General features: G+C 73.2%; 17 protein-coding genes and 1 pseudogene. 5 read left to right on the top strand and 13 right to left on the bottom strand.

The window, feature by feature from the left end; translation table 11 throughout:
* Positions 1-33 precede the first annotated feature (33 nt).
* On the bottom strand, positions 34-2,673 hold the full coding sequence (locus ABT106_RS14910; protein WP_351276694.1) for an ATP-dependent DNA helicase: 2,640 nt from the start codon (positions 2,671-2,673) through the stop codon (positions 34-36).
* 96 nt (positions 2,674-2,769) lie between these two features.
* Complete coding sequence (locus ABT106_RS14915; RefSeq protein WP_351276696.1) at positions 2,770-3,087, bottom strand: ArsR/SmtB family transcription factor; 318 nt, start codon at positions 3,085-3,087, stop codon at positions 2,770-2,772.
* Between the two features lie 130 nt (positions 3,088-3,217).
* Here ABT106_RS14915 and ABT106_RS14920 point away from each other — a divergent pair, with 130 nt between their 5' ends.
* On the top strand, positions 3,218-4,123 hold the full coding sequence (locus tag ABT106_RS14920; protein ID WP_351276698.1) for an alpha/beta fold hydrolase: 906 nt from the start codon (positions 3,218-3,220) through the stop codon (positions 4,121-4,123).
* Positions 4,124-4,321: 198 nt separating this feature from the next.
* Positions 4,322-5,401 carry a C40 family peptidase gene (locus ABT106_RS14925; protein WP_351276701.1) on the top strand — a complete coding sequence of 360 codons (1,080 nt, stop codon included), beginning with the start codon at positions 4,322-4,324 and terminating at the stop codon, positions 5,399-5,401.
* Positions 5,402-5,442: 41 nt separating this feature from the next.
* Here ABT106_RS14925 and ABT106_RS14930 read toward each other — a convergent pair whose 3' ends face one another.
* The 3 genes from ABT106_RS14930 to ABT106_RS14940 all read right to left on the bottom strand — a co-directional run bounded on the left by ABT106_RS14930 (position 5,443) and on the right by ABT106_RS14940 (position 8,665).
* Positions 5,443-6,546: an alpha/beta hydrolase gene (locus ABT106_RS14930; protein ID WP_351276704.1), complete on the bottom strand. Its 1,104-nt coding sequence runs from the start codon at positions 6,544-6,546 to the stop codon at positions 5,443-5,445.
* Between the two features lie 113 nt (positions 6,547-6,659).
* The gene (locus ABT106_RS14935; RefSeq protein WP_351276707.1) at positions 6,660-7,352 is read right to left on the bottom strand and encodes a LuxR C-terminal-related transcriptional regulator; all 693 of its coding nucleotides are present in this window, start codon (positions 7,350-7,352) and stop codon (positions 6,660-6,662) included.
* A gap of 11 nt (positions 7,353-7,363) precedes the next feature.
* A complete protein-coding gene (locus tag ABT106_RS14940) occupies positions 7,364-8,665 on the bottom strand; it encodes an ATP-binding protein (RefSeq protein ID WP_351276710.1) in 1,302 nt (433 codons plus the stop codon).
* 131 nt (positions 8,666-8,796) lie between these two features.
* Between ABT106_RS14940 and ABT106_RS14945 the strand changes: the two genes are divergently transcribed.
* Positions 8,797-10,104: a PspC domain-containing protein gene (locus tag ABT106_RS14945; RefSeq protein ID WP_351276713.1), complete on the top strand. Its 1,308-nt coding sequence runs from the start codon at positions 8,797-8,799 to the stop codon at positions 10,102-10,104.
* The gene (locus tag ABT106_RS14950; RefSeq protein ID WP_351276716.1) at positions 10,091-10,315 is read left to right on the top strand and encodes a hypothetical protein; all 225 of its coding nucleotides are present in this window, start codon (positions 10,091-10,093) and stop codon (positions 10,313-10,315) included. Before ABT106_RS14945 ends, ABT106_RS14950 begins: the two co-directional genes overlap by 14 nt.
* On the opposite strand, the gene ABT106_RS14955 is transcribed toward ABT106_RS14950, so the two are convergent.
* The 4 genes from ABT106_RS14955 to guaA form a co-directional block, all read right to left on the bottom strand.
* The gene (locus ABT106_RS14955; protein WP_351276719.1) at positions 10,261-10,773 is read right to left on the bottom strand and encodes a DoxX family protein; all 513 of its coding nucleotides are present in this window, start codon (positions 10,771-10,773) and stop codon (positions 10,261-10,263) included. The genes ABT106_RS14950 and ABT106_RS14955 overlap by 55 nt on opposite strands.
* Before the next feature lie 18 nt (positions 10,774-10,791).
* Positions 10,792-12,048: a hypothetical protein gene (locus ABT106_RS14960; RefSeq protein ID WP_351276722.1), complete on the bottom strand. Its 1,257-nt coding sequence runs from the start codon at positions 12,046-12,048 to the stop codon at positions 10,792-10,794.
* A gap of 102 nt (positions 12,049-12,150) precedes the next feature.
* Positions 12,151-12,990: a class II aldolase/adducin family protein gene (locus ABT106_RS14965; RefSeq protein ID WP_351276725.1), complete on the bottom strand. Its 840-nt coding sequence runs from the start codon at positions 12,988-12,990 to the stop codon at positions 12,151-12,153.
* A 175-nt stretch (positions 12,991-13,165) separates the two neighbouring features.
* Positions 13,166-14,752, bottom strand: a complete 1,587-nt coding sequence (gene guaA / locus ABT106_RS14970) for a glutamine-hydrolyzing GMP synthase (protein WP_351276728.1) — start codon at positions 14,750-14,752, stop codon at positions 13,166-13,168.
* A gap of 314 nt (positions 14,753-15,066) precedes the next feature.
* On the opposite strand from guaA, the pseudogene ABT106_RS14975 reads away from it, so the two are divergent.
* Positions 15,067-15,342, top strand: a pseudogene (locus ABT106_RS14975) (chorismate mutase); the annotation flags it as partial.
* Between the two features lie 493 nt (positions 15,343-15,835).
* On the opposite strand, the gene ABT106_RS14980 reads toward ABT106_RS14975, so the two are convergent.
* The 4 genes from ABT106_RS14980 to ABT106_RS14995 form a co-directional block, all read right to left on the bottom strand.
* Positions 15,836-17,674, bottom strand: coding sequence for a GMC oxidoreductase (locus tag ABT106_RS14980; protein WP_351276731.1), 1,839 nt, complete (start codon positions 17,672-17,674; stop codon positions 15,836-15,838).
* Between the two features lie 10 nt (positions 17,675-17,684).
* Positions 17,685-19,316 (bottom strand): succinic semialdehyde dehydrogenase, encoded by a 1,632-nt coding sequence (locus tag ABT106_RS14985; RefSeq protein WP_351276734.1) that lies wholly within the window; start codon positions 19,314-19,316, stop codon positions 17,685-17,687.
* A gap of 103 nt (positions 19,317-19,419) precedes the next feature.
* A complete protein-coding gene (locus ABT106_RS14990; RefSeq protein ID WP_351276737.1) occupies positions 19,420-21,093 on the bottom strand; it encodes a serine/threonine-protein kinase in 1,674 nt (557 codons plus the stop codon).
* 125 nt (positions 21,094-21,218) lie between these two features.
* On the bottom strand, positions 21,219-22,980 hold a 1,762-nt coding region (locus ABT106_RS14995), incomplete at its 5' end, for a serine/threonine kinase C-terminal domain-containing protein (RefSeq protein WP_502979375.1).

Raw genomic sequence — 22,980 nt, forward strand, 5'->3', positions numbered from 1 at the left:
CCGCGAGGCGGCGGGCTCCCGAGGTCCCGCGTCCTACAGCTTCTGCACCGGCGCGTAACGCAGCAGCAGCCGCTTCGGCTTGGCGTCACCGAAGTCGATGGTGGCCTGCGCGTCCGCGCCCGCTCCCTTGACCTCCATGACGGTGCCGAGCCCGAACTGGTCGTGCGTGACCCGGTCTCCGACCACCAGCGCGACGACCGGCTTGTCGGTCGCCCGGCGCGTGGCGAAGCCGGAGGGGCCCGACTTCGTGCGCGACGAGGACAGGAACGACTCGGGCGAGGTGCCGAACGTCGACTTGCCGCCGCCGGAGCCCGAACCGTAGCCCGACCCCGACCCGTAGCCGGAGCCGGAACTGCGCATGGGGCCGGCCGGCTTCTGCGAGGCGCCGGTGCGCTTCCACGTCAGGTACTCGGCCGGGATCTCCTCCAGGAACCGTGACGGCGGGTTGTACGAGGGCGTCCCCCACGCGCTGCGCATCGAGGAGCGGGTCAGGTACAGCCGCTCCCGCGCACGCGTGATCCCGACGTAGGCGAGGCGGCGCTCCTCCTCCAGTTCCTTGGTCTGGCCGAGCGCGCGCATGTGCGGGAAGACCCCGTCCTCCATGCCGGTCACGAAGACCACCGGGAACTCAAGGCCCTTGGCGGTGTGCAGGGTCATCAGCGTGATGACGCCCGAACCGTCCGTCTCCTCGTCCGGGATCTGGTCGGAGTCGGCGACGAGCGCCACCTGCTCCAGGAACTGGGCGAGCGTCCCGGGCCCGGGGGCCTCGGCCGCCGCATCACCCTCATCACCCACATCGACGCCATCGGCACCCGCACCCGCACCGGCGCCGTCCGCGTCAGCTGCGGCCCCGTCCGCTGCGGCCCCGGCCCCGGTATCGGCCTCGGCGGCCGCGGCCTCGCGCGCCTGCTCGAACTCCAGCGCCACCGCCGCCAGCTCCTGCAGGTTCTCGATCCGCGTCTCGTCCTGCGGGTCGGTCGACGCCTGGAGCTCGGCGAGGTACCCGGTACGCTCCAGCACCGCCTCCAGCACGACCGCCGGGCCCGCGCCCGAGTCGACGATCGTACGGAGCTCCTCCATCAGCACGTTGAAGCGCTTCACCGCGTTCGTGGAGCGCGCCGCCATGCCGAATGCCTCGTCCACGCGCCGCAGCGCCTGCGGGAAGGTGATCTTCTCGCGCATCGCGAGCGCGTCGATCATCGCCTCGGCGCGGTCGCCGATGCCGCGCTTGGGCACGTTCAGGATCCGGCGGAGCGGGACGTTGTCCTCGGGGTTCGCGAGGACACGCAGGTACGCGAGGACGTCGCGCACCTCCTTGCGCTCGTAGAAGCGGACGCCGCCGACGACCTTGTAGGGCAGGCCGACCCGGATGAAGATCTCCTCGAACACGCGCGACTGCGCGTTCGTCCGGTAGAAGATCGCGACGTCGCCGGCCTTGGCGTCCCCGGCGTCCGTCAGCCGGTCGATCTCGTCCGCGACGAACTGTGCCTCGTCGTGTTCGGTGTCCGCGACGTATCCGGTGATCACCGCGCCGGTGCCGGCCTCGGTCCACAGGTTCTTGGCGCGGCGGTTCTCGTTGCGCTCGATGACCGCGTTGGCCGCGGAGAGGATCGTCTGCGTGGAGCGGTAGTTCTGCTCCAGCAGGATCGTCGTCGCGTCCTGGTAGTCCTCCTCGAACTGGAGGATGTTGCGGATGGTCGCGCCGCGGAAGGCGTAGATCGACTGGTCGGCGTCGCCCACCACGCACAGTTCGGCGGGCGGCAGGTCCGGGTAGCCGGTGCCGACCAGCTCGCGCACCAGCGTGTACTGGGCGTGGTTCGTGTCCTGGTACTCGTCGACGAGGACGTGCCGGAACCGGCGCCGGTAGTGCTCGGCGACGTCCGGGAACGCCTGGAGCAAGTGGACGGTGGTCATGATGATGTCGTCGAAGTCCAGCGCGTTGGCCTCGCGCAGCCGGCCCTGGTACATCGCGTACGCCTGGGCGAGGGTCTTCTCGAAACCGTCGGCGGCCTGGTCGGCGAAGGCTTCCTCGTCGATCAGCTCGTTCTTCAGGTTGGAGACCTTGGCGTTGAAGGCCTTCGGCGGGAACTTCTTCGGGTCCAGGTCCAGATCACGGCAGACGAGCGCCATCAGCCGCTTGGAGTCGGCCGCGTCGTAGATCGAGAACGAGGACGTGAAGCCGAGGCGCTTGGACTCGCGGCGCAGGATGCGCACGCACGCGCTGTGGAAGGTGGACACCCACATGGCGTTGGCGCGGGGGCCGACGAGGCCCTCGACGCGCTCCTTCATCTCGCCGGCGGCCTTGTTGGTGAAGGTGATCGCCAGGATCTGGCCGGGGTGGACCTGCCGCGCCGACAGCAGGTGCCCGATGCGGTGGGTCAGCACCCGGGTCTTGCCGGAGCCCGCGCCGGCCACGATGAGCAGCGGGGACCCCGCGTGCACCACGGCGGCCCTCTGCTCCGTGTTGAGACCTTCGAGGAGCGCGGCCGGGTCGATGACGGGCCTGGGGGCGCCGTCCCGGTAGTACGCGTCCCCGGTCAGGGGCATGTCGAACCGGCCCCCGAAGAGATCGTCCGCGCCCGCTTCCGGGGCGGCGTGCTCCTCGGGCGGCGGGGGGACCTCGTCGGAGGGGGTGAAGTCCGCCAGGAAACTGTCGTCAAAGAGGCTGCTCATCGCCATCCGAGTCTAGGGGGCGGGACCGACAGCCGGTCCCGGGCCCGGAAATTCGCGGAATCCGGCCCGGGAGTCCCGCAGGGGAGATCCCGTCCGCTACAGCACGTCGTCCTTGAGGACGATCCCCAGCAGCCCGGGGAACCGGGACTCCAGGTCGTCGCGGCGCAGCACGAGGAAGAGCTTGCGGCCGCGGGGCCGCTGGCAGATCACCCCGCTCTCGCGCAGCGCCTTGAGGTGGTGGGTGACGCTCGACCTGGGCAGGTCCGGCACGACCTCACCGCAGAATGCCTCCTCGCCGGAGGCCAGCCTGCGGACGATCTCCAGCCGGACGGGGTGGCCGAGCGCCGCGAGGACCTCGGCCAGTGCGATGCGGTCGGCGGCGGGGTGGGCCGGCTCGGCGGCGGGGTGGGCCATGGATCCACTGTACGGAAATCTCGTACGGATCGGCCACCGGCCCTTGCCGGACCGTTCGAAGATCTCGTACAGTCGCGGCATCGTACGAAAACTTCGTACGGTCACTCCTCCGACGACACCAGGACGCCCCATGCCCCCGCACTCCCCCCTCCCCCTCGACGACGCTTCCCTCGCCGCCTCCCTCGACGGCGGGTTCACCAGCCGTCTCGCCGAGGTCAACGGAACCCGCCTGCACTTCGTGGACAGCGGCCCCGAGAGCGCCGGAGCGCCCCTCGTCCTCCTCGGCGGCTGGCCCCAGACCTGGTGGCAGTGGCACAAGGTGATGCCGGCCCTGGCCCGCCACCACCGGGTGATCGCGGTGGACCTGCGCGGCATGGGCGGCTCCGACAAGCCCGTCGGCGGGTACGACAAGAAGACGATGGCCGCGGACGTCCACGCCCTCCTCGGCCACCTGTCCATCGGATCGGCGCACATCGCCGGGCACGACATCGGCGCGATGGTCGCCTACGCCCACGCCGTGAACCACCCCGCGGCGACCCGCCGGATCGCCCTCCTCGACGTGGCCCACCCGGACGAGGACTGGGCCCGGATGACCCTGCTCCCGCAGCCCGGGGTCACCCACCTGTGGTGGTTCGCCCTCAACCAGGTGCACGGCCTGCCCGAGCAGCTCCTCGCCGGCCGCTACCACCACCTCCTGGACTGGCTGTTCACCCACAGCGCCGCCGACCCGGCCGCCATCGACGCGCGCTCCCGGGCGGTGTACGCCCTCGCGTACGACTCCCCGGACGCGATCCGGGCCGGAAACGACTGGTACCGGACCTTCGGGCAGGACATCGCCGACCTCGCCACGTACGCCCCGGTGGCCGGCCCGCTCCTCGCCCTCGGCGGCGAGCACAGCAACTACGAGCTGCTCACCCGCTCCGTCCCGGCACTGGGCACCGACACCCGGGTCGTCCGCGTCGACGGCAGCGGCCACTACCTCCCGGAGGAGCGGCCGGAGGCCGTCGTCGCCGAACTGACTCGATTCTTCCGCTGATCACACCGCGTCGGACCGGCCGTGGTCAATTCCCTCACCGGCGCCCTCCGGCACCGATCCGCGCCGGTCCCGTACGGCCACATCCGGTCGCATCAGGCCACTTGCGATCACCCGTCATCTGTCCGTTACCTCCGGGTCTAGCGTCCTCCTCCAGCAAGCACCGACAGAGGACCGACAGAGGAAGGACGTGAGGCCCGCGTGGCCAGTCACCGAAAGCCCAGGCAGCGCCCGTTCTCCGGCGGCACCGTACGGACCGCCGCCACCCTCGCCCTCGCGGGCGCTGCCACCGCCACCGCCTTCGAAGGCACCTCCCAGGCCGATCCCCGGCCCACCCCCGCCCAGGTCGAGGCGGAGGTGAACCGGCTCTACGAGGAGGCCGAGGCCGCGACCGAGCGGTACAACGGGGCGAAGGAGCAGGCCGACGAGGCCGAGCGGGCACTGACCGGCCTGCGCGAGGAGACCGCCCGAAGGACCGACCGGCTCAACACCGCCCGCGGCGCGCTCGGCACCCTCGCCGCCGGCCAGTACCGCGGCGGTTCCCTGGGCACCGCCGTGCGGCTCGCACTGTCGTCCGACCCGCAGGAGTACCTGGCCCAGGCCGCCTTCATCGCCCGCGCCGGCGACCGCAACGCCGCCGGGATCACCGCCGTGCGCCGCGGGCTGGACGAGGTCGGGAAACTGCGGACCCAGGCCGCGGGACGGGTCTCCGAACTGCGGGCCAAGCGGGACGAACTCGCCGGGCACAAGGCCGAGGTCCAGGCCAAGCTCGCCGCCGCCAGCCGGCAGCTGGCCAGGCTCAGCGCCGAGGAGCGCGCGGCCTACGAGGCCCGGACGGCCGCCGTCACGGCCACGGCCACCGCCGCACCCGCTGCCGCCTCGGCCGCCGCACCCGCGCGGCGGGCCGCGCCGGCGCAGGCGCCGGCCGACGGTTCGCGCGCCGCCCGCGCCGTGGCCTTCGCGTACGGGGCGATCGGGAAGCCGTACGTCTGGGGCGCGACGGGCCCGGGGTCCTTCGACTGCTCGGGGCTGACCCAGGCGGCCTGGCGGTCGGCCGGGGTCTCGCTCCCCCGCACCACGTACACCCAGATCAACGCGGGCCGCCGGGTCTCCCGCGACCAGCTGGCCCCCGGCGACCTGGTGTTCTTCTACTCCGGCATCACGCACGTCGGCATGTACATCGGCAACGGCCAGATGATCCACGCCCCGCGGCCGGGCTCGACGGTCCGGGTGGCCCCGCTCGACTCGATGCCGTGGGCCGGCGCCTCGCGCCCCGCCTAGCCCTGACCCGCGGTACCCGTCCCCGTTACGGCGTCACGGCGTCACGGCGCCTTGACCTGCGTGGTCAGCCAGCCGAAGGTCTGCGGGAGCTGCTTGGACCACGCCTCCAGGTTGTGACCACCGGTCACCTTCTCCGCGTGCACCACGGTCGGACTCTTCGCGGCGCCCTTGAGGTCCATGCCGGACAGGTAGCCGTCGTGCGCGGCCCCGGACATCCACAGGGAGACCGACGGGGGCGCAGGCGCCGCCTTGAGCAGGTTCAGCAGGTTGTGGGTGCGGCGCAGCTCCGGGTCCTGCGCGACCAGCGAGGAGGGCTCCTGGCCGGGGTCGTTGTAACCGGAGAGCGAGACGGCCGCGGCGTAGCGGTCGGGGTGGGCGATGGCCAGCTTGGCGGCGCAGTACGCGCCGGCCGAGTATCCGGCCACGCCCCAGGTCCGCGCCTCGTCCGACGCGCGGAAGTTGTCGACGACCATCTTGCGGACGTCGACGCTGAACCAGCTGTCGGCGTTGACCTTGCCGGGGAGGTTGGCGCAGCCCGTGTCGCCGTTGCCGAGCAGCATCGCGCGCGGCGAGACCAGGATGAACGGCTGCACCGTGCCGTTCTTCATCAGCGGCTCCAGCACCTCGTGCGCCTTGAGCCCCTGGAACCAGGACTTGCCCGTCCCCGGGATGCCGGGGATCAGTTCGACCACCGGGAACTTCTTGTCCTTGTACGCCGGGTCGTCGTACTGCGGCGGCAACCACACCATGACGTCGCCCTTGACCCCGGAGACCTTCCCGTCGAGCTCGGTCTTGCGGACCCGCCCGCCGAGGCCGTCCACCGGCTGGAACTGCTGGCGGACCTTCGGCGCCTCTTCCACCTTCTTCCCGCCGAGCCCGTCCGGGCCGAGGTCGGGGGCGGCGGTGACGTACTTCCCGGTGCCGAGCAGGTCGCCCCAGGAGGTGTAGAAGTTCATGTCCCGGTTGATGCCGACGAACACCAGCGCGACGGCGGTGGCCTGCGCGAAGACGAGCATCGTGCCGCGGGTGGCGACGCGCACGGCGGCGGGGCCGCGCACCCTGCTCCACACGGCCAGCGGCAGGACGACGGCGATCACGGTCAGTGCGACCACCGCCGCGAAGAGGGGGGTCCCCGTCAGGCTCATCACGCCATCAAAGAGGACGTCGGCGCGCCTTCCGGTTGCCCGCTCCCCCTGCGGCGTGGATCACACACACCGGCCCACACCGGCGGACCGGCCCCCCGGACCGGCCCCGCCGGTCAGACCAGGCGGCGGGCCGTCGCCCAGCGGGTCAGCTCGTGCCGGTTGGACAGCTGGAGCTTCCTGAGCACCGCCGAGACGTGCGACTCGACCGTCTTCACCGAGATGAACAGCTGCTTGGCGATCTCCTTGTACGCGTATCCGCGCGCGATCAGCCGCAGCACCTCGCGCTCCCGCTGCGTGAGCCGGTCCAGGTCCTCGTCCACCGGCGGCGCGTCCGTCGAGGCGAACGCGTCGAGCACGAAGCCCGCCAGCCGCGGCGAGAACACCGCGTCGCCCTCCTGCACCCGGAAGACCGAGTCCACCAGGTCGGCGCCGGTGATGGTCTTGGTGACGTAGCCGCGCGCGCCGCCCCGGATGACCCCGATGACGTCCTCGGCCGCGTCCGACACCGACAGCGCGAGGAAGCGCACCGGGTTCTCGACGGCCCCCATCAGCGGGGCGCAGCGGCGCAGCACCTCGACACCGCCGCCGCCGGGCAGGTGCACGTCGAGCAGGACCACCTCGGGCCGGGTGGCGGTGATGACGGTGACGGCCTGGTCGACGTCGGCCGCCTCGCCGACGACCTCGACGCCGGTGCGGTCGGTCTCGCCGATCTCGGCCTGCACGCCGGTGCGGAACATGCGGTGGTCGTCGACGAGGACCACCCGGACCCGCCTGGTCGGTGCCGTGCCTGTGTTCTCGTCGGACATGCTGCCTCCGGTCATGCTGCGTTCGCCGCCCTCTCCATCTCCAGCTCGACTTCGGTGCCGCCGTCGGGAGCGGACCGCAGCCGAGCGGTCCCGCCGTTGCGCTGCATCCGGCCGATGATCGATTCTCGTACGCCCATGCGGTCGTCCGGTACCGCGTCGATGTCGAAGCCCGGGCCGCGGTCCCGTACGGACACGAACACCGTCCGGCCCTCCACCTCGGCGTAGACCTGGACCGGCCCGCCCTCGCCACCGTACTTGGCGGCGTTGACCATCGCCTCGCGCGCGGCCTGGACCTGCGCCGCCAGCCCCTCGTCGAGGGGGCAGTCGCCGACGACCACGACCTCGATGGGCACCCCGTGGTGGTCCTCGACCTCGGCGGCGGTCTTCTTCACGGCCTCCGCCAGCGTCGTGGGCTCCTCGGCCTCGTCCTTGCCGGTGCCCTCGGGCTTGTACAGCCAGTTCCGCAGCTCGCGTTCCTGGGCCCGGGCCAGGCGGCGCACCTCGCCGGGGTCCTCGGCGCCCCGCTGGATCAGGGTGAGGGTGTGCAGCACCGAGTCGTGGACGTGGGCGGCGACCTCGGCGCGTTCCTGGGCGCGGATGCGCATGAGCCGTTCCTCGGAGAGGTCCTGGGTCATCCGGATCAGCCAGGGTCCGGCGAGCAGCGCGACGCCGACGAGGACGGCGAGGGTGGCGGTGAGGACGTTGCCCAGCTGGGCGGCGGAGCCCCGTACGACGATGAAGACGGTCAGGCCCACACCGACGAGGGCGACTCCGGCGAGTGCCCGGGCGGTCTGGAGCAGGCGGGCGTGCCGTCCGGCGGCGGCGTTCCAGTGGGCGCGGCGGGCGTTGTCGGCCTGGCGCCACACGAGGACCACGCCGGCGCCGACCAGCAGCGTCGGCCACACGTACCGGCCGGACTCGCCGCCGAGCTGGACCTTGGAGATGAAGATGCCGGCGCCGATGAACAGGGCGATCAGCGCGGTGATCTGCCCGCGGTCGGGTTTGCGCAGGCGGCGGGTGCCGTCGGCGCAGGTCTCCCAGAGGGAGCCGTTCGCGGTGCGGCCGCCGACGCCGAGCGGTACGAACACCCAGAACGCGGCGTACAGCAGGACGCCGAGGCCGTCCCCGAACATGAAGAGGGCGAGGAACGCCAGCCGGACCCAGATCACGGGCAGCCCGAGATGACCGGCGAGCCCGCGCGCGACCCCGCCGAGCATCCGGCCGTCGGCACTGCGGTAGAGCTTGCGCTGCGGTGCGGGCTCGGGCAGGGGTTCCGATGCGTGCGGGGTGCGGGGTGCGGCGGCTGCGGGCATGTCACTGATGGTCACACGCGCGGGGGTGGCCGGGCATCAGGGCATCCCCCCACTTCCGTCGGGGGGATATCAGGGTTGCGCCAGGGTCGGGCCGGGTGCCGCGGGGCGCCGCGGGCCGTCACCATGGACGCATGACCGAAGTACACGACGCCCCCCCGGCGGACCCCGGGTCCGCGCCGCCCCCGGCGGACCGGCCGCCCCTGCGCCGCGTCAGGCGCGACAAGGTCCTCGCGGGCGTGTGCGGAGGGCTGGGCCGGTACTTCGGGCTGGACCCGGTGGTCTTCCGGATCTTCCTCGGCGTCCTCGCGGTGACCGGCGGCGTCGGCCTGATCTTCTACGGGTTCGCGTGGCTGCTGCTCCCCATGGAGGGCGAGGAGGAGAGCGAGGCGAAGAAACTGCTCACCGGCCGCGTCGAGGGCGCCACCCTGGCGGCGGTGTTCGCCGCCCTGGTGGGCTGCGCGCTGTTCCTGTCGATGCTGGACAACGGCGATATGGCGCTCTTCTCGATCCTGGTCATCCTGGTGCTGGGCGGCGCCTCGTACTGGTCGCAGCGGCGCCGGGTCACCGCCGCCCCCGAGACGCAGGCGCCCGCCTCGCACCGGCCGGCGCACTCGCCGGCCCCGCCGGAGACCAAGGCGCCGCCCGCCCCCGGCGGTCCGTCGTGGTGGCGGGACCCGCTGGTCAAGGACGGCACCACCGGCCCGGTCGGCGGGACGGGCTACCTGTGGGGGCCCGACGACGAGGTCGCCGACCCCTGGAGCGGCTCCCCGGCCGTGCCGGCGGCGCCCGCCGTCCCGGTCCGCCCGCGCGGCGGCATCGGGGGCCGGGTGTTCGTCCTGGCCGTGCTGGCCGGGGCCGGGGCCGCCGCCTCCGTCTGGGAGGGCGGCACGCTGACCCACGCCCTGCAGATCGGCCTGGCCTCGGCCCTGGCCGTGTTCGGCCTCGGGCTCGCGGTCAGCTCGGTCAAGGGGCGTACGGGCTTCGGCACCGTCCTCCTCGCCCTCGTCACCGCCGGACTGCTGGCGGGGGCCTCGGCGCTGCCCGCCGAGATCGGCACGGACTGGCGCCGGACCGACTGGCGGCCGGCCGCTGTGGCCGACGTACGGCCCTCGTACGAGGCGGGCACCGGGATGGCCACGCTGGACCTGAGCCGCCTGGACGTCCCGAAGGGCACCACCGTGGCGGTCCGCGCCTCCCTGGACGCGGGCCGGCTCAAAGTGATCGTGCCGCGGGAGGTGACGGCCGTGGCCGACGTGTCGGTCCGGTTCGGCGACATCCACCTGCCCGGTGAGACCAGCCGGGACTTCCGCGTCCGCCGCGGCGGCGAGACCCTGGGGGCGACGCTGCCCCCCTCCCCCGGCACCGAGGCCGGCGGAACGATCGAGCTGCACCTGGACACGGGTGTGGGACAGGTGGAGGTGGCCCGTGCGGCGTCATGAGTTCCAGCCGGGACGGCTCCTGGCGGGGCTCGTCCTGATCGCCGCGGGCGTGCTCTACCTGCTCGACGCGACCGGCCGGGCCGATCTGCCGTGGTTCCTGGTCGTCCCGATGGCCGCGGGCGGGCTGTCGCTCGCCGCGCTGGTCGGGATGGTGACCTACGCCGTGCGCAGGGACCGCCGCGAGCGGATCAGCGCGTCGAGCGACCAGTAGGGGGCTCCGGCGATGATCAGCGGGGTCCAGGCCATCAGGTAGACCAGGTCGTTCCCGTAGTAGTACGGGGACACCGCCCAGGAGACGGTGAGCCAGAGGCTGAGCGCGATCAGCGCTCCGCCGAGGGCCGCGATCCGGGTCAGCAGCCCGGCCAGGACCCCGAGCCCGACCAGCAGCTCCCCGAGGGCGATGACCGTCCCGAAGGCCACGGGGGCGTCCAGCGCCATGTCCACCATGGCCGGGATGGCGGAGCTGTCGCGCACGGCGCGCATCTGGTCGCCGATGGAGCCGTCGCCGGTGGCGGCGAGGAACGCGGAATCGGTCAGCTTGTCCAGGCCGGCGTAGACGAAGGTCACGCCGAGGAAGATCCGCAGGGGCAGCAGCGCGTACCGGGCCGCGCGCTCCTTCAGCGGGGAGGGCTTCGACGGGGCGACGTCAAGTACATCGGTTCGATTCACGCGACATGTGTACCCCGATCACTCGGCCACGTCGATGGTGCAGCGGTTGGATTCCACTCCTGCGGCGGTCACCACTTGGACCTCGACGCGACCGGGTTCCACTTCCGCCGGCACCGGCACCGTCAGCACGGCGTCCGAGGGGTTGGTGAACCCGCCCGCCACCGGGACCAGCGGCACGTGCACGTGCACCGCCCCGATCCGTACGACCAGCCGGGCCAGCATCTCCGGGGTCTGCGCCCCCGGCGGCACGAAGCCCACCCCGCGGATCTCGATGTCGTCCCCGGGGCGGACGGCGGCGTCCAGGTCACCGGGCTCCCGTCTGCGCACCACCGACAGTACGAGCGGGCGGCTGCCCTCCGCGTACTTGGCCGCCAGGTAGACGGCGGCCGACAGCGCCACCAGCAGGGCCAGCGCCCACGGCAGCCGGGGCAGCCGGTCCGGGAAGCGGGCCAGCGACACCGCCGCGTGGACCAGCACCACCGCCGAGACCAGGACGTACTGCGCGTCGGGAAAGGAGCCGCGCCCCGCGTCGTCGGTCAGCAGGTCCGCCCCGCGCGGCCGGTCCGCGGGCAGCTTCTGCAGCCGCTGGCCCATGATGCGTACGGAGACCACCCGGCGGACCAGTACGGCCACCGTCGAGGTCAGCACGACGACCGCCAGCAGCGGCAGCGCGCCCTGGAGGGCGAACCCCTCGTACAGGGCCTGCCGCTCGGGGCCGGGAACCGAGGCCGCCAGCCGCAGCGCGGGCAGCAGCGCCGCGAAGGCGGCCAGCACCACCCAGGCGCTCGGCACGGCCTTGGAGGTGGACAGCCGGTTGTCCTCGCCGACCAGTGGCGCCAGCATCCCGCCCCGCACCGGCTGGGCGCGGGCCGCGACGGTGAGCAGTCCGGCGAGCAGCAGCGCGGCCAGCAGCCCGGCGGTGCGCGCGGTGGACCAGCCGGTGCCGAGCGCGGCGGCGACCTGGACCAGCAGCAGGACCCCGGCGGCGATCCACACGGCGAGCACGGCCCGCCGGGAGAACAGGTACAGCCAGGAGTTGCCGGCCTCCCGGCCCCGGTCGGCGACGGTGCGGGCCGACAGGGTCAGCTCGTCGGAGACCCACTGCCGGGACGCGCCGAGGGAGTGGGCGACGGCGTCCGGCACGCCGTGGCCGGCGGCGAACTCGTCGCGCTTCTCCAGGAACGCGGCGACCGCGCGCCGGTGTCCTTCACGTGCGCACTCCTCGCAGGCGCAGACGGCGGTATGGGTGCTTCGGGAGATCTCTTGGACAGCCACGTGCGTGCCGCCTCTCTGAACTACGGTGCAATGCCAGCGAATTGTGCACCACTGCGGCAGTGCTCCGGATTGCGCACGATGTCAGAGCAGGTGATGAGCTGTTCATGATGTTGACGCCACCGGTCGTGGGGCCGTCTGGCGCAACGGCTGGTAGTTCGCCCAGGCGGCCAGATCGGACCCGAACCGCTCGCGCAGGAGGACCGCGCCGTGGTGGTCGATCGGCACCGGTTTCCCGGCCGCCCGCGCGGTCAGCTGCACCTGCGCCGCCCGTTCGGCGGCGATGAACCACCAGACGGCGGCGTCGACCGTGTCACCGACCGTCAGCAGTCCGCGGTTGCGCAGGACCAGCGCCTTGTACGGTCCCAGCGCCCGCCCGGTCCGGCGCGGGTCCTCGGCTCCGGCGAACTCGTCGAGCAGCGCGTGGTCCCCGTAGAAGGCGCAAGCCTCCTGGGTGATCGGGGCCAGCAGTTCGCCGAGCGCGGCGAGCGCCCCGCCGTACGGGCCCCGCGTACGGACGACGGCCACCGTCGCGGGGCGCTCCCGGTGGACGGCCGCGTGCACGGCGAAGGCCAGCTCGTTGACGCGGCGCCCGCCCTGGAGCACCCGCCCGTCCCCGTCGACCAGCAGCAGGTCCTCGGGGGTCAGCGTGGCGAAGGCCCGGCCGAAGGGGTTCACCCAGTAGCAGTCGTCGAACTCCGGGTCCCGCGCGCTGACGTGCCCGGCCACCCCGTCCTCGTACCCGAGGGCGCCCAGCAGCCGCAGCGCCTCGGCGAGCCGTTCCTTGCGGTGCGCGCGCTCGCCGGCGGGATCCGCGTGCACGGGCGGCAGGTCGAAGCGCAGTCGCTCCACCGGCACCGGTCCGGGGCGCGTGCCGCGCACCGGTCCGGGGCGCGCGTCCGCCGGATCGAGCCGCGTGTCCGCCGCCGCCGTCTCGTCGGCCATCGCTCGCTCTCCTCGTCGGTCGTCGTCGTCCGCGCTCCGCCGGTCGTCGGCGCAAGGTACTGGCCGCCGCGCGAGGAGAACAGGGCCGCGCACCGGGGAAAACGACGGAGCGACGACGGAGCCGCCGCTCAGCCTGGCTGAGCGGCGGCTCCGTCGTGTGCGGGTCAGGACCCGGTCACTCCCATTCGATGGTGCCCGGGGGCTTGCTCGTGCAGTCGAGGACGACACGGTTCACGTCCGGCACCTCGTTGGTGATCCGGGTGGAGATCCGGGCGAGCACCTCGTACGGCATGCGCGTCCAGTCCGCCGTCATGGCGTCCTCGGAGGAGACGGGGCGCAGCACGATCGGGTGACCGTAGGTGCGGCCGTCGCCCTGGACGCCGACACTGCGGACGTCCGCGAGCAGGACGACCGGGCACTGCCAGATCTCGCGGTCCAGACCGGCGGCGGTCAGCTCGTGGCGGGCGATGGCGTCGGCCTCGCGCAGCAGGTCCAGGCGCTCGCGCGTGACCTCGCCGACGATGCGGATGCCGAGGCCGGGGCCGGGGAAGGGCTGGCGCTGGACGATCTCGTCCGGGAGGCCCAGCTCCTGGCCGACCATCCGGACCTCGTCCTTGAACAGCTGGCGCAGCGGCTCGACGAGCTCGAACTCGATGTCGTCGGGGAGGCCGCCCACGTTGTGGTGGGACTTGATGTTCGCGGTGCCGGTGCCGCCGCCGGACTCGACGACGTCCGGGTACAGGGTGCCCTGCACCAGGAAGGCCACGTCCGCGCCGCCCTCGGCGATGATCTCGGCCTGGGCCTGCTCGAACACGCGGATGAACTCACGGCCGATGATCTTGCGCTTGGTCTCCGGGTCGGAGACGCCGGCCAGCGCGTTCAGGAAGCGCTCCTGCGCGTCGACGACCTTCAGCTGGACGCCGGTGGCCGCGACGAAGTCCTTCTCGACCTGCTCGGTCTCGCCCTTGCGCATCAGGCCGTGGTCGACGTAGACGCAGGTGAGCTGCGAGCCGATGGCCTTCTGTACGAGCGCCGCGGCGACCGCGGAGTCCACGCCGCCGGAGAGGCCGCAGATGGCGCGCTTGTCGCCGACCTGCTCGCGGATCGCGGCGACCTGCTCCTCGACGATGTTGCCGGTGGTCCAGGTGGGGGCGAGGCCCGCGCCGCGGTAGAGGAAGTGCTCCAGGATCTGCTGGCCGTGCGTGGAGTGCATGACCTCGGGGTGGTACTGGACCCCGTACAGCTTCTTCTCGTCGTTCTCGAACGCCGCGACCGGGACGACGCCGGTCGACGCGGTGACGGTGAAGCCCTCGGGGGCGGCCGAGCACGCGTCGCCGTGGGACATCCACACCGACTGGTTGTCGGGGGTGCCCTCGAAGAGGGTGGAGCCGGACTTGGAGACGGCCAGCGGGGTGCGGCCGTACTCGCGGGCGCCGGTGTTGTCGACCCGGCCGCCGAGGGTGACCGCCATCAGCTGGAAGCCGTAGCACATGCCGAAGACCGGGACGCCGGCCTCGAACAGGGCGCGGTCGATGGTGGGTGCGCCGTCCTCGTACACGGAGGAGGGGCCGCCGGAGAGGATGATCGCCTTGGGGTCCTTGGCCAGCATCTCGGCCACCGGCATCGTGCTGGGGACGATCTCGCTGTAGACCCGTGCCTCGCGGACGCGGCGGGCGATGAGCTGGGCGTACTGGGCGCCGAAGTCGACGACGAGAACCGTGTCCGGGGCGCTGTCTTGGGCGGCGGAGGGTGCTTCTGGCACGGGGCGGCCTTCCGGCGGAAGAGGTGGCTGTTTTGTCGATTCTAACGGGGGACCCGGGGCCCTCTTCGTCTCACCATCCGAACCGGCTTGGCCTCAAGGGGGACGGAAGGTCATAATCCGTTCCATGCGCGAGCAGCTGAGCTTCCTCTTTACCTATGGCACCGGTCGGTCCGGTCGCCATGGGTCTTCGTGATGCTCGCTTGAGCCGCTGACTTCCCAGAGAGCGCCCCGGTCCGACAGGACCGGGGCGCTCCTGCGTTCCCGCTCCCGTCGGCCACGGCCACCGCCCACGCCCGAGCCACAGCCACCGCCACAGGAGATACGCCATGACCATGACGACCACCACCCCCGAGCAGCTGATCGCCGGCTCCCGTACCCGCATCGACGCCCTCGACGACCACATCATCGGGCTGATCCAGGAGCGGATGGCCCTCTCCACGGTCATCCAGGAGGCCCGGATCTCATCGGGCGGACGCCGGGTGCACCTCTCCCGCGAGATGGAGGTGCTCTCGCACTGGAGCGACGCGCTCGGGAAGCCCGGCACCACCCTGGCGATGACCCTGCTGGAGCTGTGCCGGGGCCGGGTCTGACGCCCGCTCCCGCACGCCGTGTCACGCCCGTTCGTCACCCGTCCGGGCCGTGACCGGCCCCGGGGCCCTTCGTTGGTGAGGGTGGCCGCGCCAGCCAGGCGCGGACCGCAGCACCACGCGTGGCTCCGCCGGAGCGATGAGACGCACGCCCCTTCGGAGCGCGCGTCGTGGGACCTCGCTCCTCAGCGTGACCGGACGGCAGGGGACAGCAGCCCGGTCCGTGACGGAACGGCCGGCCCGGGGGACGCCCCGGGCCGGCCGTTCCGCGTGTACGGCTCCTCCCCGTTCCTCGGGCAAGGGACCTCCCCGCCGTTCACCGTGTGACGGACACCACGGACCGGGAGGACTGGTTCCGGTACAACCATCCGTGCGGACCACGTGTCACCAGATGCGTGCGGGGACTGCGCTCGGAGGGGGAGCGCAGTCCCCGCCCGTATCCGCGCCGTCCCGCGCCGCCCACACGTCGCCCACGCGCCGCCGGCTCCGCCTCCCGCTACGGCGCCTCCTGCTTCGCCGGGACCTCCGGGATCCCGAGGAACGGCAGCCGCAGCGCCCCGAATGCCTCCTTCGGCACCGCCGGGCTGACCGGTTCCACCGCCGGGAGACGGGCGTACGCCGCTCCCTGCTCCGGGCGCGCGTCCCGCTCGCCCTTGTTCGGCCAGAACGACATCGCCCGCTCCGCCTGTGCCGTGATCGTCAGCGACGGGTTGACCCCCAGGTTGGCGGAGACGGCCGAGCCGTCCACCACCGAGATGCCCGGGTGTCCGTAGAGCCGGTGGTACGGGTCGACCACGCCCTCCCCCGCCGACGCGCCGATCGGGCAGCCGCCGAGGAAGTGGGCGGTGAGCGGGGTCCCCATCAGCTCGCCGATGTTGCTGCCCGCGAAGCCGTTGATCTCCTCCGCCAGCAGGGACGCGGCCCGGGTGGCCTCCGCGATCTGGACCGGGTTCGGGGCGCCGTGGCCCTGGCGGGCGGTGAGCAGGCCCTTGCCGATGCCGCCCGGCTTGCGGTAGGTCGTCAGGGAGTTGTCCAGCGACTGCATGACCAGGCCGATGATGGTCCGCTCGGACCAGCGCCGGTTGGAGAGCGAGCGCGCCAGCTGGAGGGGGTGCCGGGCGGTCCGGGCGAACCAGGCCCGGACCCGGTGCGGGCCGTAGGGCACCTGGAGGATCGTCATGAACCCCATCGCGTTGGAACCCCGGCCGTAGCGGACGGGCTCGATGTGGGTGTCGGCGTCGGGGTGCACCGAGGAGGTGATCGCCACGCCGTGGGTGAAGTCGGCCCCGGGGGCACCTCCCAGCGGTAGCCGGGGGAGGTCCGCGCCGTGCCGCCTGCGGTAGCGGCGGTCGTCGGTCTGCGCGCCGACCAGGCCCTCGGAGTTGGTCCGGGTCAGCTCGCCGAGCCGCTCCGACAGGCGCGGCAGCTCGCCGCGGTCCTTCATGGTGTGCAGCAGGGTCTGGGTGCCGTACGTGCCCGCCGCGACGACCACGTAGCGGGCGCGCAGCACCTTCGCCCGGCCGCCGCGTCGGCTGTCGGTGGGGACCGTACGGACGCGGTGGCCGCCGTCGGGGTCCTCGGAGAGCGCGGTGACCGTGGTCATCGGGTGGATGACGGCGCCGGCGCGCTCGGCGAGGTGCAGGTAGTTCTCGTTCAGGGTGTTCTTCGCGCCGTGCCGGCAGCCGGTCATGCACTCGCCGCACTCGGTGCAGGCCCTGCGGGCGGGCCCGGCGCCGCCGAAGTACGGGTCGGCGGCCTCCTCGCCGGGCCTGGCCCGGGCCGGGCCCGCGCCCTGCTCGCCGTTCTCGCCGTCCTTGCCGTCGCCGAAGAAGACGCCGACCGGGGCCATGTGGAAGGAGTCCCCGACGCCCATCCGGTCGGCGACGGCCTTCAGGTGGACGTCGGAGGCGGTCATCGTCGGGTTCAGGCGCACCCCGAGCATCCGCTTGGCCTGGTCGTAGTAGGGGGCGAGCTCGCTGCGCCAGTCGGTGATGGCCGCCCACTGCCGGTCCTCGAAGAAGGCGGCGGGCGGCACGTAGAGGGTGTTCGCGTAGTTGAGCGAGCCGCCGCCCACACCGGCTCCGGCGAGCACCATGACGTTGCCGAGCAGGTGGATGCGCTGGATCCCGTACAGCCCGAGGGCCGGGGCCCACAGGTAGTTGCGCAGGTCCCAGCTGTTCTTCGGCAGGCTCTCGCGCGTGAACCGGCGTCCTGCCTCCAGGACGCCGACCCGGTACCCCTTCTCGGTCAGGCGCAGGGCCGAGACCGATCCGCCGAAGCCCGATCCGATGACGATGACGTCGTAGTCGTAGTCGTAGTCGTTCGCGTGCGACACGGGTGGGCCCCTAACGCAGTCGGAGTGCCTTCATGACCTGGAGGCTGCGGGTCATGAACGCCGCGTACTTCTCGTCGTCCATGCCCAGCGAGGGCGCCATCGGCAGCAGCCGCTGGTGGGCGACGGTCTGGGCCTCGGTGTACTTGAGGATGCCCTCGGAGCCGTGGCGGCGGCCGAGGCCGGAGTCCTTCATGCCGCCCATGGGCGCCTGGGCGCTGCCGTAGGCGGGGGCATAGCCCTCGTTGATGTTGACGGTGCCGGTGCGCAGGCGGGCGGCGACGGCGTGGCCGCGGCGGGCGTCCTTGGTCCAGACGCTGGAGTTGAGGCCGTAGGCGGTGGCGTTGGCCTGCGCGATGACCTCGTCCTCGTCGGTGAAGCGGTAGACGGAGACGACCGGGCCGAAGGTCTCCTCGCCGCACACGGCCATGGGCGACTCGACGCCGTCGAGGATGGTGGGCTCGTAGAAGAGGGGGCCGATGTCGGGGCGGGCGGTGCCGCCGGCGACGAGTACGGCGCCCTTGGCGACGGCCTCGTCCACGTGCCGCTGGACGGTCTCCAGCTGGCGGGTCCCGACCAGCGAGCCCATGTCGGCGCCGTAGGCGAGGGAGCTGCCCAGGCGCATGGCCTTCGTACGGGCGGCGAAGCGCTCGACGAAGGTGTCGGCGATCGAGGTGTGGACGTACAGCCGCTCGATGGAGATGCACAGCTGTCCGGCGGAGGAGAAGCAGGCGCGGACGGCGCCGGCGGCGGCCTTCTCCACGTCGGCGTCGTGCAGGACGAGCATGGCGTTCTTGCCGCCGAGTTCGAGGGAGACCCCGACGAGGCGGTCGGCCGCGCCGCGGGCGACCTCGCGGCCGGTACGGGTGGAGCCGGTGAAGGAGACGTAGTCGGCGTGCCGGACGACCTCCGGGCCGACGACGGGTCCCTCGCCGAGGACGATCTGGAAGACCTCGGCGGGCAGCCCGGCCTCGATCAGCAGGTCGCGGGCCCACAGGGCGGTGAGCGCGGTCTCCGTGTCGGGCTTCATGACGAGCGCGTTGCCGGAGACGAAGGCGGGCAGCGCGTCGCCGACCGACAGCTCCAGGGGGTAGTTCCAGGGGGCGATCTGGCCGACGACGCCGCGCGGCTGGCGCAGCTCGGTGACCTTGGTGAGGGTCGGCATCGCACCCGTGTGGCCCTTGGGGCGCAGGTACGAGGGGGCCTTGCGGCCGTAGTGGCGGGCGGCGACCGCGACCGCCTGCACCTCCTCGTGGGCGTGCAGGCGCGCCTTGCCGGTCTCCAGCTGGATGAGGTCGAGGACCTCGGCCTGCCGGGCGAGCACCAGGTCGTGGAAGCGGAGCAGCACCGCGGCCCGCTTGCGTACGGGGACGGCGGCCCAGGCGGGCTGTGCGGCGCGGGCCCGGTCGAAGGCCGCGGCGACGTCCTCGGGGGTGGCCTCGGGCAGCTCGGCCAGCCGGTCCCCGGTGAAGGGGGTGTGGTTGGCGGTCCGGCCGGAGCCGATGATGCCGCGGGTCAGCCGGGCGACCAGGTCGGGGGTCACCACGTCGGCGGCGGTGCGGACGCCCGCCGGGGCCGGGGCGACCGGGTTGGTGGGCCGCGGTGCGGCGCGGAGGGGGGCGGCGGGGGCCTGCGAGTCCGTCATGGCGGTGAGCGTATTGCGCCCACGAGCCTTTGGGTACCCGTGGGTAACCGGATTTTGCCTTTTCCGCCAGTGATCGCTGGCGCGATCGGCGCGCCGGGCGGGGTCACTGCCCCGTGGCGGGCGGCTCCCAGCCGCTGAGCACGATGTCGAACTGCTGGCTGGTCGTGCTCCAGTCGGCGGCCGGGCTCGACATGTAGATCGCGTACTCCGTGCCGTCCGGATCGATGTACATCTGCTCCTTGGCCCGCCGGGGACCGGCGTGCGTCCCCTTCTCGGTCCAGGTGAAGTCCCACAGCGCGGACCGGGTGCTGTCCCGGAAGGTGTTCTGGTTGAGCCGCTGCTGCTTGTAGTCCGTCCGCTTCTGTACCTGCTTCTCCAGGTCGAGCAGGTGCGCGTACGGGTTCACGTAGTCCGGGGTGGGGTCCGCGGCGATCCGGATGAAGTGCTTCCCGTTGTCGGGGGTGTAGTCGATCTGGTCGCCGTCCATCTGGCGCGTCCAGCCCTCCGGGACGAAGAGGGTGAAGCCGGTGGGGTCGGTGACCCTCTTCCAGCCGGCCGGGGGCTCGGCGGGCTCCTTCGCCTTCGGGCCGTCGCCCGCGTTCTGCTGGTCGGGGGCGCTCACGTTCTTGCCCGTACCGCCGTCCTTCCCGCCCCCGCCGGTGTACTTCAGCACCCCGAAGACACCGCCGCCGCCGAGCAGCGCCGCCACCAGGGCGACCACCGCGGCGCGCTGGACGCGGCCCCGGACCGCGCCGCCGCCGGAAGCGGCCTGCTCCGGGAGGGCGGCCGTCGCGACCGAGTCCCCCGAGGGGTCCTGCGGGGGCCGGGGGGCGTGCGTCGCGGCGTTCCGCGCCTCGGCTTGCGGGCGCTCGTGCGGGTCCTGTGCCGGGGCCAGTTCCTCCGTGGTCACCGCCCGCGTGGGTACGTACGCCTGCGCCGCCTTCGGCTCCCGGCCCTCCATCGCCTCCAGCAGCATCCGCTCGGTCTCCACGGCCGAGGGCCGCTCGGCCGGGTCCTTGCGCAGCAGGGCGGTGATGACCGGCCCCAGCGCCCCGGACTGGCGCTGCGGCGGCGGCTCGTCGTTGACCACGGCCTGGAGGCTGGAGATCGGCGAGGTGCGGCGGAACGGCGAGCGGGCCTCGACGGCCGTGTACAGGGTGGCGCCCAGCGACCACAGGTCGGACGACGGGTCGGGGGCCCCGCCGGTGACCCGCTCGGGGGCCAGGTAGTCGATGGAGCCGACGATCTCGCCGGTGCGCGTGATGGAGGAGTCGCCCTCGATCGCGGCGATCCCGAAGTCCGTGAGCAGCACCCGGCCGTCCTTGGCCAGCAGCACGTTGCCCGGTTTCACGTCCCGGTGCAGGACGCCGACGGCGTGGGCGGCGCGCAGCGCGCCCAGGACGTGCAGCCCGATCCTGGCCGCCTCACGGGGCTCGATCCGGCCGGCCGCCTTGGCCGCCTCCGCGAGGGACGGGCCGTCGATGTACTCCATGACGATCCACGGCCGGTCGTCGTGTTCCAGCACGTCGTGCACGGTGACGACCGCGGGGTGCTGGATGCGGGCCGCGGCCCGCGCCTCCTTCTGCGTCCGGGCGTGCAGGACCTCCCGGTCGGCCTGGGCCACGTACAGACCCGCCGTCAGCTCCTTGACCGCGACGGTCCTGTGGAGCAGCTCGTCATGAGCGCGCCACACCTTGCCCATGCCGCCGCTGCCGATCGGCTCGATGAGCCGGTACCGGCCCGCGAGGACGGCGCCCCCACCTGTCTGCTGTTCCACGAAACCCCGCCGCTCTCTGCGCTTCAGGACAGATTACGGAGCGCACGGGCACTGCCGGAACCGCCCGGGCGCGTAAAGACAGCACTGTGACGCAATCGCCGTACTGATCGGGCGTCAGGGAACCGTCAACCGCCCGCCCGGTAACTCGCCGTGGCCTTCTCGAAGACCTCGGTCACCTTGCCCGACTCGTCCTCCGGACCGGTGACGATGACCACGTGGTAGCTCCCGCCGAGGGCCACGACGAAGTTGCGCGCGAAGACGTTGCGCCCGTTGCCGTCGATCCACGTGTACCGGGCGGTGACGCGGAGCTGCTGGCCCACCGTGGTCTTCTTGATGTCGCCGACGGAGGACCAGGTGGAGCTGCGGTAGGGGTTGAGCTCCGGCTCCTTGTCCTTCTGGTACGCCTCCGGGTCCGGGTTGCCCTGGACCTTGTCCCGTCCGGGCACGACGGTCAGGACGAACTGCCCCTCCGTGAAGCGGACCTGGCCGGCCTCGTTGATGCCGTTGCGGTCCCAGCCGTCGGGCACCGCGATCTGGAAGTGTTCCGGATCCTGCTGGACGGTGTAGCCGGGCGGCGCCGGGACGGTCGGCGCCGCCGTCGGGGGCGGTGTGGTCGTCTGGGGCGCCGGCTTCGGCTCGGGCGTGCCGGCGGGCGTCCGCGAGGGGCCCTGGCTCTGTCCCCTCGGGGTCGGCCCGGCGCCGGCCTGCCCGCCGGGTTCACCGGACCGGGGCATGAACAGCATCGCGTACGCCACCGCCCCGGCGAGCAGGGCCAGTACCCCGACGAGCAGGGTCCGGCCGAGGGAACGGGGCTTGCGGGGGCCCGCGGGATTGCGGTGGCGCCCGTGGAGTTCACCGCGCCGGCGGACGACGGGCAGCCGCGCGGGGTCCGGCTCCGGCATCGGGAGGAAGCCGAAGCCGGCCTCCGGCTCGGGGGCGGACCGTACGAGCGAGCGCAGCCAGCCGCGCAGTTCCTCGAAGTCGGGCCGCTCGGTGGGGTCCTGACGCAGCAGCGACTCGACGACCGGGCGCAGCGCGCCGCACTCCTCCGCGAAGGCGGGCGGCTCCGCGCAGATCATCTCGACGAGTTCGGCGACGCTGTCCTCGGGGTACGGGGCGTGCCCCTGCACGGCGCGGTACAGCAGCGCGCCCAGTGCCCAGAGGTCGGTCGCCGGGCCGACCGGGGCCGCCAGCTGCCAGTGCCCGTGCACGGGACCGGCCTGCTCGGGGGCCCACCGCTCGGTGACGGCCCCGACGACGGCCATCCGCGTCTGCCGGGCCCGCTCGGCGTCCAGCCCGGTCCGCGGTCCGTCCCAGCCGGGCCGCGGACCGGGCTGCCCCGGCGCGGGGTGGACGGGCGCGGGGTGGACCGGCGCGGGTGCCGGGACCGGCTGGGGCCGGGAGGCCCAGCTGCCGGCCTGCGCCTGCCGGGGCGGCTCGGAGCCCCGTACGGCGCGTCCCGGCTCCGGGGAGCCCGCCGCCGAAGGCCGGTCCCCGTTCGGGGCGTCGGCCTGCCGGTACCCCTGCGGCAGCGCGATCCGCGCGGGCAGCGGGGCCCCGGACCGGTCCTGCGGGGCGGGGTACGGCCGCGTGTGCGCCTGCGCGGCGGGATCCGCCTCGGCAGGGCGGCCCGGGGGGCCCGGGTACGGCTCGCCCGGCCCGGACTGGTCGTACGGGGCGGCCGCGTCGGACGGGTCGTACGGCGCGGGGCGGGGCTGCAGCTCGGAACGGGGCTGCGGCGCGGAGGCCGGGGGCCGGGTGGCTTCCGGGGCCCGCGCGCCCGTCGGATCCGGGGCCGCGGTGGAGCAGAGGGCCAGGTCGAAGGCGATGCCGGTTTCGGCGAGCTTCAGACCGACGGCCGGCGCGTCCTTGCGGCCTCGTTCCGCC

Origin of the sequence: Streptomyces sp. NPDC002044, from assembly GCF_040296725.1 — a bacterium.
GTDB lineage: Bacteria > Actinomycetota > Actinomycetes > Streptomycetales > Streptomycetaceae > Streptomyces > Streptomyces antarcticus.